Source organism: Caballeronia sp. INML3B (assembly GCF_023631305.1).
In the GTDB taxonomy this organism is placed as follows: domain Bacteria; phylum Pseudomonadota; class Gammaproteobacteria; order Burkholderiales; family Burkholderiaceae; genus Caballeronia; species Caballeronia turbans.
This window is the reverse complement of the sequence record NZ_JALQDI010000001.1, coordinates 224,553-239,822: the sequence shown is the minus strand read 5'-3', so window position 1 is coordinate 239,822 and position 15,270 is coordinate 224,553. Positions and strand designations below refer to the sequence as shown.

At 56.1% G+C, this 15,270-nt stretch carries 10 protein-coding genes and 4 pseudogenes; 8 read left to right on the top strand and 6 right to left on the bottom strand.

What is annotated here, in order from left to right:
- Nucleotides 1-138: 138 nt before the first annotated feature.
- On the top strand, nucleotides 139-996 hold the full coding sequence (locus NCS58_RS01080) for a GyrI-like domain-containing protein (RefSeq protein ID WP_250537662.1): 858 nt from the start codon (nucleotides 139-141) through the stop codon (nucleotides 994-996).
- Here NCS58_RS01080 and NCS58_RS01075 read toward each other — a convergent pair.
- Nucleotides 993-1,892, bottom strand: coding sequence for a phosphorothioated DNA-binding restriction endonuclease (locus NCS58_RS01075; protein ID WP_250537661.1), 900 nt, complete (start codon nucleotides 1,890-1,892; stop codon nucleotides 993-995). The two genes, NCS58_RS01080 and NCS58_RS01075, sit on opposite strands and share 4 nt — an antisense overlap.
- 651 nt (nucleotides 1,893-2,543) lie before the next feature.
- A complete protein-coding gene (locus NCS58_RS01070; protein ID WP_250537660.1) occupies nucleotides 2,544-2,939 on the bottom strand; it encodes a helix-turn-helix domain-containing protein in 396 nt (131 codons plus the stop codon).
- A gap of 101 nt (nucleotides 2,940-3,040) precedes the next feature.
- Between NCS58_RS01070 and NCS58_RS01065 the strand changes: the two genes are divergently transcribed.
- From NCS58_RS01065 to NCS58_RS34435, 4 genes and pseudogenes are all read left to right on the top strand, one after another.
- Entirely contained in the window at nucleotides 3,041-3,286 is a 246-nt protein-coding gene (locus NCS58_RS01065; RefSeq protein WP_250537658.1) for a hypothetical protein, read from the top strand.
- 155 nt (nucleotides 3,287-3,441) lie between these two features.
- Nucleotides 3,442-5,007, top strand: a complete 1,566-nt coding sequence (locus tag NCS58_RS01060; protein WP_250537656.1) for a recombinase family protein — start codon at nucleotides 3,442-3,444, stop codon at nucleotides 5,005-5,007.
- Nucleotides 5,004-5,693 (top strand): annotated as a pseudogene (locus NCS58_RS01055) (ParB/RepB/Spo0J family partition protein); the annotation flags it as partial. The gene NCS58_RS01060 and the pseudogene NCS58_RS01055, both read left to right, overlap by 4 nt.
- Before the next feature lie 16 nt (nucleotides 5,694-5,709).
- Nucleotides 5,710-5,811, top strand: a pseudogene (locus NCS58_RS34435) (DUF4007 domain-containing protein); the annotation flags it as partial.
- Nucleotides 5,812-5,829: 18 nt separating this feature from the next.
- On the opposite strand, the pseudogene NCS58_RS01050 reads toward NCS58_RS34435, so the two are convergent.
- From NCS58_RS01050 to NCS58_RS01040, 3 genes and pseudogenes are all read right to left on the bottom strand, one after another.
- Nucleotides 5,830-6,548, bottom strand: a pseudogene (locus NCS58_RS01050) (plasmid partitioning protein RepB C-terminal domain-containing protein); the annotation flags it as partial.
- Nucleotides 6,545-6,757 (bottom strand): annotated as a pseudogene (locus NCS58_RS01045) (chromosome partitioning protein ParB); the annotation flags it as partial. The pseudogenes NCS58_RS01050 and NCS58_RS01045, both read right to left, overlap by 4 nt.
- Entirely contained in the window at nucleotides 6,727-6,891 is a 165-nt protein-coding gene (locus NCS58_RS01040; protein ID WP_250537655.1) for a DUF4007 family protein, read from the bottom strand. The gene NCS58_RS01040 and the pseudogene NCS58_RS01045, both read right to left, overlap by 31 nt.
- 1,798 nt (nucleotides 6,892-8,689) lie before the next feature.
- Between NCS58_RS01040 and NCS58_RS01030 the strand changes: the two genes are divergently transcribed.
- From NCS58_RS01030 to NCS58_RS01020, 3 genes are read left to right on the top strand one after another with little or no spacing between them, the layout of a single operon-like run.
- Entirely contained in the window at nucleotides 8,690-10,255 is a 1,566-nt protein-coding gene (locus NCS58_RS01030) for a recombinase family protein (protein WP_152762797.1), read from the top strand.
- A 26-nt stretch (nucleotides 10,256-10,281) separates the two neighbouring features.
- A complete protein-coding gene (locus tag NCS58_RS01025) occupies nucleotides 10,282-11,151 on the top strand; it encodes a ParB N-terminal domain-containing protein (RefSeq protein ID WP_250537756.1) in 870 nt (289 codons plus the stop codon).
- The gene (locus NCS58_RS01020) at nucleotides 11,148-12,122 is read left to right on the top strand and encodes a plasmid partitioning protein RepB C-terminal domain-containing protein (protein WP_250537653.1); all 975 of its coding nucleotides are present in this window, start codon (nucleotides 11,148-11,150) and stop codon (nucleotides 12,120-12,122) included. The genes NCS58_RS01025 and NCS58_RS01020 overlap by 4 nt, the downstream gene beginning before the upstream one ends.
- A gap of 740 nt (nucleotides 12,123-12,862) precedes the next feature.
- Here the strand turns inward: NCS58_RS01020 and NCS58_RS01015 are convergent.
- Nucleotides 12,863-14,815 (bottom strand): hypothetical protein, encoded by a 1,953-nt coding sequence (locus NCS58_RS01015; RefSeq protein WP_250537652.1) that lies wholly within the window; start codon nucleotides 14,813-14,815, stop codon nucleotides 12,863-12,865.
- Nucleotides 14,816-15,270 lie beyond the last annotated feature (455 nt).

Genomic DNA, 15,270 nt, shown 5'->3' with positions numbered 1-15,270 from the left:
GTTCGTGGCGCGTTCGTGCGCCCAAAGGCGAAAGTGTACGCGTCTCTCGCGCCGGCGCGGTCCGCGCAAGTCCGCAAGAAATGCTAAAGCCGGTCGTGCTACTTTGCTTTGCATCGAGTCTACTTTCCGGAGCGAACCATGAGCAGCAGGCTCTACGAGGCGCGGCTCGCGCGCGTGGTCGCGTATATCCACGACCATCTCGATGATGAGCTCGATCTCAATCGGCTCGCGGAGGTGGCCTGTTTGTCGCCTTATCACTGGCATCGGATCTATCACGCGTTTTATCGGGAGACTGCGGCTGCAACCGTGCGGCGGTTGCGGTTGCATCGCGCGGCGCATGAGCTCGTGCACGGCGGCGTGCCCATCGATTCCATCGCCGAGCGAGCCGGGTATGGCAGCGTGCAGGCGTTTTCGCGGGCGTTTCAGGCGAGCTACCGGATGGCGCCTGGGCAATTTCGCAACGAAGGCGGCGCTTCGATGTTTGTTCCTTTCGATGAAGCCCGATCAGGAGATACCGCGATGCATCAGGTCGATATTCGTACCCAGAAGGGTTTCGCCGTCGCCGCGATGGCACATCGCGGGTCGTATATGAACATCGGGCGGGCGTTTGAACTGCTGTTTCATTGGCTCGCGATGCGCGGGTTGATCGATCCTCGCGCGCGTTCGCTCGGCATTTATTTCGATGATCCGGCGGCCGTGGCTGATGATGAACTTCGGTCGATGGCGTGTTGTGAACTGTTCGAGCCGGACTCCGTGAGATTCGAAGCGCCGGTGTCGCGCGTGGAAGTCACGGGCGGAGAGTTTGCGGTGCTCACGCATGTCGGGCCGTATGCGCAGCTTTGCTTCGCGTATCAGTGGCTTTATGGCGAATGGCTGCCAAAATCGGGACGAGAAACCGGCGACGCGCCCGTGTTCGAGGTGTATGTCAGCGATCCGAGGGAGACGGCGCCGGCGGATTTGGTGACGGAGATCTGGTTGCCGTTGAAGGCGGCCTAGATCGGCCTCGCGCGTCCCTTGAACACCTGCGCGCGATGCCAGACGATGAAGTCGCCCGAAGGATGATCTTCCGCGTGAACCGGGGCGTTCATCTGACGCCCGTGGTGCCGCAGCAGGATTTCATCGAATTGGCGCGAAGATCCGTAAGCTGCGTCCGATACGAGAACGCGTCGATCGTCGCCCAGGGTGAAGGCGCCAAGGTCGAAAAGCTTGTGATGCATGCAGCACAACGCGACGCCGTTAGCGACGACGTCGGGTCCGTGCGCCTGATGCCATTTGATATGCGCGGCCTCGAGACCGACCGACATATTGCCGATGCGCACGTCGAGATCGCACAGCGCGCAGCGATATTGATAGGCGGTCAGAACCTGGCCGCGGAACATCGGATCACGCCTTTGCGTGGCGGGCACGGAAACGTCGAGCGAAAGTCCGGTCGCGTCCAGTATGTCGCGATGGACGCTCTCTGGAAAATGCCTGTCGAGCAGAAGTCGCGCGACCGTCGCGATGCGGCGGGGATCTTCGTCGAAGCATTGCTGAACGTCGTCCGGAAATCGCCCGGTCGCATTCAGTTCGCGTAGTTGCGTCTTCGTCAAATGGACGCGCAGAACGAGTTCGTCGCGTGTGCCGTGAATCGCCACCTGCCAGACGTGGTCGCTACGGAGATGCAGAAATGGAAGCTCGGGGTAGTACGTTTGCCGTTGCGGACCGAACTCGCGTAGCAAGTCGGTCAGCGAACTGCCATATTCGACGAACGGAATGACGCGGATATCCCGAACGAACAAGCCGAGTGCGAGAAGCACGAGCAACGGCTTATGCGGCGCGCGAACATCGCCGCGCCGCCAGACGTTCAAGTTCTCGAAGCGCTGGAGAATCTCAGCGGAAGTCGCGGGAGCCATTACTGCGTGTTGTTTTTATTCTCGACGCGCCGTAATCGCCGGTTCGAAATGCGGCGATTACGGTTTAGGACATTGCTGCGCTTTTGTGTAGACGGTCGCATATCCCGAGAAACTGGCCCTTGCCAGAGAAGGCTCCCGAGCCGACGCGGATGAATAACCTGAGAAAAACGGACCCATAAGCCGAGAAATTCCGAGTAAGGCCACGTCAAATGCGATGTGGTTGAAGACCGAGAAATGAACTCTCCCGTCAGCGAACGGCCATCCGGCGCACGCCCGGTTTTCGAAAAACCGCGCGTGAATTAAGCAAATTCTAGCGATTTTCGCGGGTGATGGGAATCTGCTAGATGTGCGTCAAGGACCCTCCTCGATGCCCTCTCTGGCCAGCGATTTCGCCTGGTGGGTCGAGGACGGCCGCAGGCGCGGTCTCGACCCGACATGGAGCGGCTCCACGAAATCGACCCCACTTTTCGTTGCGTGCGCGACGCGTTCGTACCGCTGCTGCCTGTTCAACTCAGCGATATTGCTCGTCGGTGGCGCCAGTGGCCCGCCGCAACCGACTCTGGGACGAAAGCGGCTGTCGGCTCAACCATGTAGGCGAATTTTTTGATGCGATGCCGGGCGCAAAGTGCGTCGTAGCACGCGACGGCCATGTCACTCCCCTTCGGACGTCGATGCGTTATAGGCCTCAATTGCGGCCTCGTGCGCTGCCCGATACTTAAGCACCGATGCCTTCGCGACAAATCGGTCGCTCCCCTCTTCATGATGAAGCTCCAGCTCCCCTTGCGCCAGCAGCTTCGAGATGTGCCGGCGGGACACGAATAGCAGGGTCGCCGCCTCGGCGATGGACATGAAGTCGTCGGTCTCATGCCGCCACGCGGGATACCGGTTCAGAACGTCAACGAGTATCGCTTCCACGCCAGCGGAGAGCTCGCGCTGAACGTCGGGAGGAAGACTGGCCCCAATACGCCTAAGCATCTCGTCCATACGGAAGCGCGCCAGTTGCACGGCGTCGGCAATTGACGGCGGAATTTTCCCGTCTATCGACATCTTGGCTCCCGGGCGGAGGTTAGAAGTTGAGTGTAGCCCCCTTTGCCACGACACGGAAACGCCCTCGGCTACGCTCGTCGCAACAGGAACTGGAGGGACCTATGAAATCGACCCGCTTTTGCCTTGCGCATCCGGCGTATTGCGAGCGCAACCGCAGTATGCAGCGATTGCGCAATGCGCGGCGGGCCTCCAGCGCAATTGCAAATATGGACGTCATCAAGCTTCCCCGGCCGCTGGACTCTGGCTTCTACCTGCTGTCTCGCGCGGCTGACGCCGGCGTTGCAAAAATGGACGCGTGGACCGTTCACATCGCCGTACTGTCTGAGCCGACCGCGCCGCCGACGTGATTGCAAATAGATGACTTGATACGCATCGGTTTCGAGCCTGCTACCTTTGCCTTGTCGCCGCTCGCTTTCAACCGCGACCATTCGATGGTTCGCATTGGGCGTCCATTTGCGTCCGATGCGTGCGGCCTGTCGGTGTCCGAGTTGCGGGGTGGAGCATGTCATTCAATAGCGCGGATGCGCCGGTCGACGCCAGTTCTTCTGCCGGGCGCGCAGCGGAATACGTACGCATGTCGACCGAACACCAGCAGTATTCCACCGAGAATCAGCGCGACCGGATTCGAGACTACGCTGCCCGTCGCGGATTCCAAATTGTCCGTACGTATGCCGATGAGGGTAAGAGCGGGCTACGGATTGACGGCCGTCAGGCGCTTCAAAATCTCATCGCTGATGTCGTCAATGGCAATGCTGACTTTTGCGTCATCCTCGTTTACGACGTGAGTCGATGGGGGCGATTCCAGGATGCTGACGAGAGCGCGTACTACGAGTACATCTGCCGCCGCGCCGGCATTCAGGTCGCGTACTGCGCCGAGCAGTTTGAGAACGACGGCTCACCGGTCTCGACTATCGTCAAAGGCGTCAAGCGGGCCATGGCTGGCGAATACAGCCGGGAACTGTCGGCTAAGGTGTTCGCAGGCCAGTGCCGCTTGATTGAAATGGGGTTCCGGCAAGGAGGGCCGGCAGGCTATGGATTGCGGCGCGTGTTGGTCGATGACCATGGCCTTATGAAAGCAGAATTGCACCGCGGCGAACATAAAAGCCTCCAGACGGACCGGGTGATTCTCATGCCGGGGCCGGAAAGCGAGGTGCGAACGGTCAACCTCATCTACGACTGGTTTATCGATGAGTCGCTCGACGAATACGAAATCGCCGCGCGTCTGAACGGTATGCGCGTTCGGACTGACCTCGAGCGGGAATGGACACGAGCCATGGTACGCGAGGTGTTGACCAATGAGAAATACATCGGCAATAACGTGTACAACCGTGTGTCGTTCAAGCTGAAGAATATGCGTGTGACCAACACACCTGATATGTGGATTCGAAAAGAAGGTGCATTCCAGGCAATCGTTCCGAGCGAGACGTTCTACACGGCTCAAGGCATCATGAGAGCCCGTGCGCGTCGCTATTCAAACGAGGAATTAATCGAGAGGCTGCGCGGCCTGTACCGGAGTCGAGGATTTCTTTCTGGTGTCGTGATTGATGAAACCGATGGCATGCCATCCACGTCAGTCTACGTTTACCGTTTCGGCAGTCTGATTCGCGCATACCAGACCGTGGGTTTCACACCCGGCCGGGATTACCGTTACATCGAAACCAACCGCTTCCTGCGGCAACTCCATCCGCAAATCGTCTCGCAAACGGAAACGAAAATCGCGGATTTGGGTGGCACAGTGACACGCGACTCCGCAACCGACCTGCTGACGGTCAACGAGGAGTTCACAGCCTGCATCGTACTCGCCCGTTGTCAGGCACATGACAATGGTCGCAATCACTGGAAGGTGCGCTTCGATACCAGTCTTCTGCCGGACATCACGGTTGCCGTGCGCCTCGACCAGACCAACGAATCGACGCTGGACTACTACCTGTTGCCACATCTGGATTTTTGTCAGCCTCGCATTCATCTGGCGGACCAAAATCCCATCGAGTTTGAGAGCTATCGCTTCGATACACTGGATTACTTGTATGGCATGGCCGAACGCGCCCGTCTCAGGAGAGTAGCGTGAATTCGCGGCAGCAGCCCAGAGAAATTCGGATGGTCCCCGTCGCCCAGATTGAAGTCATCAATCCGCGAGAACGGAATGGTCGGGTTTTCAAAGAAATCGTCGATAACATCAAGACCATTGGCCTCAAAAAGCCCATCGTGGTGACGCCGCGAGCGACGACCAGCGGCATAGAGAAATATCTTCTTGTGTGCGGCGAAGGCCGATTGGAGGCATTCCGCTCGCTTGGAGAGGCGACCATCCCCGCGCTCGTTGTCAGCGTCAGCGACGAGGACGCGTTCGTCATGAGTCTGACTGAAAACATCGCGCGCAGACAGTGTCGCCCTCTCGAACGGCTCGCTGGCATTCGGCAATTGCAGGAACAGGGATATGCGCCAAAGGTCATCGCCGAAAAGACAGGGCTCACCGCGACCTACGTTCACGGCATCCTTACGCTGCTGCATCAGGGTGAAGAAAGACTTGTTGTTGCGGTGGAGAAAGGCCTCGTTCCCCTGAATGCCGCCCTCATCATCGTCGGAGCCGGCGACGACGATACCCAGATACAGGCCGCGCTCCAGGAGGCGTACGAATCGGGAAAATTGCGGGGCAAGCAACTGATGAGCGCCCGTCGTGTCATTGAGCGAAGAAAGGCACTCGGACGAAGCACCGCACACAATATGACCAGCAAGTCTGCCGCCGTCACGACATCTAGGTGTCGGCCGCAACATGGTTAGGTCACTACAGTTCTGGGGGGAAGCGACAGGCGTTATTCAAGTAGCGCGTGGGGACGGCAAAGGCCATGTTGCTGGGCCAACGGGTCGACTCCTCTTCAATGATGGAGGATGGGACCAACTTGTATTGACCTTGGAGATTGCTCATTTCCCGCTCCATTTTCGCCATCTGCTCCGGACTGACACCGGTCAGTTTTGTGGCTTCTTACCCTCCACCAGAAGCGCTGCTGGCGTAGCAACCAGCAATGCCTCGGCGTAGGCAACGGACACATTGTTCGCGGCGACCATCAGCTCGACGCATTCAACTTGCCGCGTCGGCTTCATTTTGCGGATAGCGCGAACAAGTTCCGCCGAAAACTGCCGGTCGCCGAGAAGCTCAGCCGCTTCCGGGCACACGCCATCGAGGAGCGACATCTTCTTTAAGATTTGGGATACGTCGACGGAAAGAGCTTTCGCCAACCGCTCGGGCGATACGCCTCTCTCAATTACGCGCCGTATCATGTAGTGCTCCTGGATTGTCGACAGGCGATTGACACGGTTGTTATAGGTGTAGCTTTCGTCGTCGGTCGCGACAAGGCAGGCGGCACGCTCATGCTTCAGGTCCTGGATGGCGAGTAAGCGCAGATGGCCATCGAGAAGAACATGCTGCCCGGAAGACTGGTCCGCAGCCATTACAGAGAGCGGTTCAATCAGTCCCACCTCCTCAATGGAGGTTCTTATCTGCTTGAATTTACGCGACTCTACGACGGGTGCTGCAATCCTGCGCGATGGCAAGATACTGGAAACAAGCACCAACAATGGCTCGGGAATAAATCCAAGAGTGACGCCAGTCATGTAGCACTCCCGCTTGGCCAAACACGCTCGGCAAGGTACTTCGGCAGGCTGGCCAGTCCCTCCGCGCGTAAGAGGTTGATGAAGTTCTCATCAGAAAACAGCTGCCTCAATGCACCGACGACAAACAACAACCGCTGTTGTGCGAATTCAGCCTTTCTGACCATGGATTTCTGACGTTCTACTTCTCGCTCGTACGTTCGCACGAGGCTAACCGCTCCGTAGCTTCAGCGTCCTTCTTTAATATCTCAGGCGAGGCGTTGACGGCATCGAAAACCTTACGCAACCAGCCGTAGCGGCAGACAAACGATTCATGACCCGAAAATCGTTCCGCAGTAAATTCCATATGCTTTTCGAATGATTGTGTGACGCATGTCGCGCAAGTGCTCACTTACGCACCTCTTCCGGATACCAGCGCCGAGAGCGCGCAGTTCCGCACTTTATGGGACCGAATCTTACCGTTTTTCCTGCGAATCAGCTTCGTTATCGGTGAAAATCACCGATTTCTCCGCCTCACCTTCGGTTGAAAAAGATGCCGCGACAGTTCGTCCGACCGAACGTGAAGGACTCTCTGTTCCTGTTTTGTATCGCAGATATATTGTTGCTCGCATCGTAAAATTTTGAGAATTTAATGCGTAACAATCGAACGAATTTGCTGGAAAGATGATGATGCGGGACTCTGTATCAAATCTGCGCTCGTGTTGGCGGCGTTGGCCGATGACTTTCCGTACGTTATTAGTAGCGTGACCCGACCAGGCGTCTGTCCTAATTAAAGGATGATGCCGTGCGGCTGTTTCGGATTCACCGTCGTATGGAAAATGGGCCGACACGAGCCGTGTCTTAGCGTCTGTCACTATCAGCGACTTTGCGGATTCTGCGATTTGAGGACTATGGCGTGGAAAGCATTGTGTCTCACACAGGTAATTCGCTCTATAGGCGCAGGCTACTAACAAAATAAACCCATAAGTTTCTCAACTTATGGGTTTGTTTTTCTCAGGTTATGCGTCTATCTACCGTAGGGCGCCATAGTTGATGATACGGCGCATACAAAGAATCAAAGACTTGCACTAGGCCGCGCCACAGTTGTCTTGTCGGGTGTGTCGGAGTTGGCGCGACTGACCTACGTTCGCGCCAAAGTAGTAGCGTTTTGGTACGACCCCAGTTGTACGTCGCGAAAAATGCAAGTTTCAGCAAGAGAGGGAAAGTAGGCGAGGGTTTAGCGGAGCCGATCAGGTTTTCGGCGCCTAGCCGCTTTGCGCGAACGGGCACTCGCGCGATATTGGCGCGGAGTCCTGCCATGAAGACTGACGTCACCGGCGCCGTGACGTCCGGAGGCGGATGGCTTGCTGTTCAAGCGGATCTGTCCGGATTTGTGAGGCGAATTCGTTAGACTGGCTTGCTCGCCTCCGTCACACCGGCTTCTGATCGACGTCCAGGATTCTCGCGGCGGGTTGGATGCCCGGCCGATCCAAACTTCCCGTTCTGACCGCGCTCCAGTTATAGCCAACGCATGGAGCGCATGATGAATCTCGCGCGTCGCTGTCTTGCCTGCGGAATTCTCTTCCAGCCTCGTCCGCAAATTCCAAGCCAACAGTACTGTTGCAATCCGACATGCCAACGCGAGCGCCGACGTCGCTGGCAGCGTGAGCATGTTCGCAACGACCCGGACTACCGGGAAAACCAGGCGCGGGCGCAGGCGGGGTGGAGAGCCCGCAATCCAGACTACTGGCGCCGGTACCGCGCCGCTCACCCAGCATATGTCGAACGCAATCGTTCCGCGCAGCGAGCGCGCAACGTCTACAGACGCGCTGCCCCGGTTGCAAAAATGGACGCGTCAAACGCGTCGAACCCAATCGTCACGGGGTTCTATGTATTACGGCGAGCGCTTAGCACCGGTGTTGCAAAGATGAACGCCTGCCTAGTCCACATCGCTGTCCTGTCGTGCCCCGACGAGGAGCGATATCCGATTGCAAAGAGATGACCTGATCGACATCGAGCACGCGCCTGCTACCTTGTTTCTATATCCCTCTCGTCGACCGTTAGCACCGCACGCCGCTGTGTGATTCTTTCATGAGATTCACCGAAGCCGTTCACCGGTCCAGCGTGTCTCGCGAGACATCGATGATTCTGCCTGGAGCAGGACCATGCCACCCGACAATGCAACTACTGATGGTATTGCGCAGGGCGCCGCAATGCGTGCGGTGGAATACGTGCGTATGTCCACTGAACATCAGCAGTATTCGACAGAAAACCAGCGCGAGAAAATACGCGAGTATGCGCGTCGGCACAATATCGAGGTCGTTGGCACGTATGCCGACGAAGGTAAAAGCGGTCTGCGTATCGATGGTCGCGAAGCGTTACAGCGATTGATCCGCGACGTCGAAAGCGGAGCCGCCGAGTTTCAAGTCATCCTCGTGTATGACGTCAGCCGTTGGGGACGGTTTCAGGACGCTGACGAGAGCGCCTACTATGAGTATGTCTGCCGACGCGCCGGCATTCACGTTGCGTATTGTGCGGAGCAGTTTGAGAACGACGGTTCACCGGTCTCGACAATCGTAAAGGGCGTAAAGCGCGCAATGGCAGGCGAGTACAGCCGGGAACTCTCTGCCAAGGTGTTCGCAGGTCAGTGTCGCCTGATCGAACTCGGGTTTCGACAAGGCGGCCCGGCCGGCTATGGCCTTCGCCGCGTCCTGATCGACCAGCACGGGTTGATGAAAGGTGAACTGGCTCGCGGTGAACATAAGAGCCTGCAGACGGACCGGGTGATTCTGATACCCGGCCCGGATAGCGAAGTCCGTATCGTCAATCTCATCTACAACTGGTTCATTGACGAATCGCTTAACGAGTACGAGATTGCCGGTCGCCTCAACGGTATGAATGTACGAACCGACCTCGGACGCGAATGGAGCAGAGCAACCGTGCGAGAGGTGCTGACCAACGAAAAATATATCGGCAACAACATCTACAATCGAGTTTCGTTCAAACTCAAGAAGGCACGTGTAACTAACTCGCCGGATATGTGGATCCGGAAAGATGGCGCGTTCCAACCAATCGTCCCTGCAGAGGCGTTCTATACGGCACAGGGCATCATGCGGGCGCGTGCCCGTCGCTACTCGAATGAGGAGTTGATTGAGCGCCTACGAAACCTGTACCGGGATCGCGGGTTCCTTTCTGGCGTCGTAATTGACGAAACGGAGGGTATGCCGTCGACGTCAGTTTACGTCTACCATTTCGGTAGCCTCATCCGTGCGTATCAAACCGTCGGCTTCACCCCGGGGCGCGACTATCGCTACATCGAAACGAACCGCTTCCTCCGCCGGCTACATCCGGAAATTATCGAACAAACCGAGCGGCGTATTGCGGATCTCGGTGGAGCAGTCGTGCGAGACACCGCGACCGACATGCTAACGGTGAACAGCGAATTCACGGTTTGCCTCGTGCTGGCCAGATGCCAGACGTACGATTCGAGTCATAGTCATTGGAAAATCAGGTTTGACACGAGTCTGCTGCCCGACATCACCGTCGCCGTACGACTCAATCACGCCAACTCCGGAACGCTCGACTACTACCTGCTGCCGCGACTCGACTTTGCGCAAGCGCGCATCCATCTTGCCGAGAGAAACTCCATCGAGTTTGAGAGCTATCGGTTCGATACCCTCGAATATCTCTACGGAATGGCCGAACGGGCACGGTTGAGGAGAGCAGCGTGAACCATCGAAACGCTGGTTGTGTCCAGATGATCCCGCTCGAGCAAATCGAGGTCATCAATCCGCGGGAGCGCGACGCGAAGGTGTTTGCCGAGATCGTCAACAACATCCAGCTTATCGGCCTGAAGAAGCCGATCAAGGTTACGCCTCGGCTTACCGCTGATGGCGTGCAGAAGTATCTACTCGTCTGTGGAGAGGGCCGATTGAAGGCCTACCAGATGCTTGGTGAAACAACGATTCCCGCCCTCGTTGTGGACGTCACTGATGAAGATGCATTCATCATGAGCCTCGCTGAGAATGTTGCGCGACGTTGCTATCGTCCGCTCGAATTGCTGGAAGGCATCCGGCAGCTTCAGGTTCGAGGGTATGGCGCAAAGCTCATCGCAGGAAAAACAGGCCTTAAACAGGAGTACGTGTACGGAATTCTGAAGCTGCTCAACGAAGGTGAGGAACGGCTGGTAATTGCAGTCGAATCCGGTCGCATCCCGCTCACTGCGGCGCTTATGATCGCGGGGGCCGGCGACAGCGACTCCGCAGTTCAGGCCGTGCTGCAGGAAGCATATGAATCAGGGAAATTGCGTGGCAAGAACTTGATGACCGCTCGGCGGATCATTGAACGAAGAAAAACTCTTGGAAGATCATCCAACCGGATCATGTCCAAGAAGGCGACGGACATCACGACCTCCAGTCTCGTTCGCGCCTACCAAACCGAAGTTGCCCGTCAAAAGGCTATGGTTAGAAAATCAGAGTTCGCGCAACAACGTTTAATGCTTGTAATAGGTGCGCTTAGACAACTGTTCGTAGATGAAAACTTCGTTAATCTCCTTCGAGCGGAAGGCCTCGCCACCTTGCCGAAATATCTATCTGAGCGCGTATGGCCTGGTGGGAGTACCGTATGACTGGTGTCACGCTGGGGTTCATTCCCGAACCGCTCTTGGTGGGCATTGACGACATACTCCCCTCCCGGAAGCTGCCAGCGACTGTCCTAGGATCAGCGAAATTCAAGCAGATAAAGGCGTCTATCGAAGAGATCGGCGTTATCGAACCATTGTCAGTAACACCGGAAGACAAGTCTACTGGGCAACATGTACTGCTTGACGGACACATTCGGCTGCTTGCAATGCAAGAGCTGCAGTTCCCAGAGGCCGTGTGTCTGATCGCCACGGACGACGAAAGCTATACATACAATAATCGCCTCAACAGGCTTCCGACAATCCAAGAACACTTCATGATCCGGAGAATGGTCGAAGGCGGCGTTTCTCCGGACCGCATTGCGAGGGCACTTGCCGTTAATGTCACCTCAATCATCAAAAAGATGACACTGCTCGAAGGTATCTGCGATGAGGCTGCAGAGCTACTTGGCGACAGACAGTTCTCCGCAGAGCTGTCCAGGGTTCTTCGAAAAATGAAGCCGACACGGCAAGTCGAATGCGTCGAGCTGATGGTCGCTGCAAATAATGTGACGGTACGGTATGCCGAAGCTCTGCTGGTGGCAACACCGGTCAACTCCTTGATTGCCGGCAAGAAGCCGGCCAAGGTCAGCGGCATCACGTCGGAGCAAATGCTCAAGATGGAAAACGAGATGGGCAACCTTCAGGAACAGTATAAGCTCGTGGAGCAGACATACGGGCAGGATGTACTGAACCTCGTGCTCGCTAAAGGGTATCTTGCGAAACTGCTGGAAAACGAATCTGCCTGTCAATACCTGCGACGGCACCATCCTGATCTGTTTTCGGAATTCGAAGCGATTGTTGCAACGATTTCCCTAGAGCAACAGCAGTTCGGGATCGCCAGTGCAGCTGGCAATTTAGTAGCAGCGCCGAAGAGAGCGCGCGAGCGAGCAAGCGGTGACTCTGCGTCTCCCAAATGAACAGCGCCCCCGTATTCGATACCACTGGTGCATCGCTCGCTGTGTTCCTACAGTGATTTTCTTCCCTTCGCGCAGCTTTCGGTTAAGACCAACAGCTGGCAGGCTTTTAGTGGGCGATTGAACGCTCGGCCACAAAATAACTGATCGCCCCCTTGTTCTCAAACAAGCCGATCCGAAGATCAGGACAGGGTTACTTCTTAGTGACGTTGTGAATTTGCGAACCCGCAGGACGCGAGATTGGTGCGACGGGGAGCGCGCTCGGGCTAACGGCACCGAGATTGAAACGACTGACACTCCGCGAAAGTTGCAGACATTGCCGGAACGACCACATGACCAGGCATCCGACGTGTCGTGATAGTAATCGCGCGATTGCAGCGCGAGCGGAACGCAAGGCGAGATGCTGGACGCATCGCAAAACTGACTGCGTCATCTCCCGTCAAGCTGTGCGCATCGGCCTTCTGCCTCCTCTGCGACGTAGTCGGGGCCCTCATTGCAAAGATGAACCCGTGGACCACGTACATCGCCGTCCTGTCGGCCTCCTGCCATCGCAGCCCCATTTGGATGGCCCTGTACGGTGGATACGGGAGCACAGCGCTCGGGCGTCGTGAATGCTGGAGCGCCGTCCGGTTGCGGACATAGGCCAGCTCGTGCGGACTCAGGGAAGTCTAGGTGCATCTGCTGCGCCCATTACAGCACAACCGATGGATGCGACCGCATCGGTAGCTAAAACATTGCATGCACTATGCGACGACTGACGATGCCATGTCTGACGTTCCCCTGTCAGCAACATCGCGCCTGAATGCTTTCTCGCCACTTTCTTTCCCCAACGAGAAATAGGCTTGGACGAAATCGTCATCGACAAACTGGTTGACCGTCGGCTCATGAGGGAAACCGGCATCGTATGCCGCGCGCAAACGCAGAGGCAAAGAGTGCGATTCGAGTGCCGACAGCTTGATATAGATAAGCTCTGCCGGTATCGCCTTGCTTCCTTTCCCGTATTCTATCTTTCCACGTGTCACCACAGTCGGTTGACCCCGTTTGATATCTAGATTGATAGTAGCGCCGAAGTCCTCGAAGCAGCGGCGCGCTGCGATCGCGAGGTCAAAGTACTCGTAGTTGGGATCATAGCCTGCGTCGACAACAATGATTCGTGTGCATTTGCGTGCCACAAGTTCATACAAACCAAGATTTTCGAAGTGACCGCCGTCGCTTAACCGAATCCACGCGTCCGACGGAGCATTCACTTCAAGGAAATTTCTGATATTGCACGTAAAGCTCGGCCACGATGTCGCAAGCTTCGCGGTTACGGCAGGATTGCGAACCCATACGCCCAAGCCAATATTCAAGAACGCAAGCGTCATACGCTTCAGTGGTGACATTCGCGTTGGATGTGTGTCCACCGCAGCGGCCGATGCTGCGACAAGCGTCCAGAATCGGTCTTGCGCGCTGGACGTGAACGTTCCTCGCGATTCCCACCGGGAAGTTGCAAGATAATCTGTCGCTCGCGATCCACAAAAGTGAGGCGTGCAAGCGAAGTTTACCCCGCCCCGACGCTTCATTTCATTGATTGGATCAACTGGCGCACCTTCAAATCTCTTCTTCAATACATCTTTTGATCGGCCATTTACGCGCGAAAATTGCGCAAAGCAGTTGATGATGTGTATAGGGAATGTCTCTGTTGACGCGGTATCCCGTAACTTCAACCCGAAAAGCTTTTCCCATGATGGTTTAAATGTAAATCGCAAGCTGAATCGGTAGTAAAGCAGCGCGCCGTTCAGCGCGTTTGGACTTACCCATACGATCAGCGCGCAACCCAACGCAATGAGGATAGTCAAGATCGACACGTTTTCGAGCCCTAACCACCGGCCGAACCCCTCGATGCGACCCCGTCCAGCGAGTAGACACAGCGTCACCGAGAGCATGGCCACTGGCAATACGGCGGGCTTGATCAACCTCTGACGCCGCCTGATGTGGGGTTTGTCGGGCGTGGCGCATAACAAGGCAAGAGCGACGAAAATCAGTCCGGCCGAGATCGAAGCATAGAGCCATAGGGCATTTGACGACGAAAATCCAAAAGAGCGGGCTATGAGGAACAGAGCTGAAAATACGAAATAGGTGATCGTAAGATCTAGAAAACTTGCAAATTTATCGTTCTTTCTAAAATAACAGACAAAGCTGCACACAAGAAGAATGATAGTGCCACCTCCAAAAGCAATTGCTGGCAGCCATAAGTGTTGTAGTGCGGCTACTGCCAACGTCGCTGCTACAAATAGAAACGCCGTGATCGGGAGGGCGACTGAGAATGCAAACGTGAGCAGAAACGGAATTACCGGTAGCAACCAACTGGACAGGAAGCCGCCTCGAGTTTTCATTCTTTCGAGACACTCACTGATCATCCGTTCGTTCAGACGTACGTTGCCTTTCATGCGTCGTGCGAGAGCGGCTGCTGTGTAACCTCCGCCGGAAACGCTGGACACGTAATCAACTTCGTTCCAGCGTCCTTGCGTAAACATGGCCGAGATAACGCCTAAGCAAAAGCAAGCGGAACGTATCCCGCCGCCAGAAAGAGCGAGACCAATCCTACTGTCGGCCTTGGAATCTACACCCAATTCTTTGCGCCGCGCGAGATAGTGCTTCTTCTCGTCAACCAAAATTTCATCAAACGTTGCCGTATTCGTTTTTTTTTCAGTCACCTATCTGCGCCCCGCAATCATGGTCTGATATTCATTGCCTTTGTAAAGCCACGTCTAACTTGCTTTCTATTTGAGCGGGCAATGCGCTGACCTCTCCCACTGCCCGCTACGCGCCGATCGAGTGTACCACCCGTGATTGGGACTTCGAGCGGTCTATGGGAGTACAGAACTTACCCGCAAGTACACCATCCGTAAGCTAGCCGCTGCAAATGGGCCAACACATGAGCGTAACGCGCGAGCAAATGTGTGCGAAACCATGAAACGCAACTCAGGATTCGAAAGGCACCCTTTTTGCGGTTTCAGTGTGGCGATGAGGTTGACGCAAATAGCTAGCGTCTCTTGTACCGGCCCGTCCGATTCTGACTCGATCGGACACTCCGTAGCCGTTCACGCTACCTTGCTAATCCGATTCGAGGATGCCACTCCGCTGTTATTGGGCCCGAACCCTTGCTGAT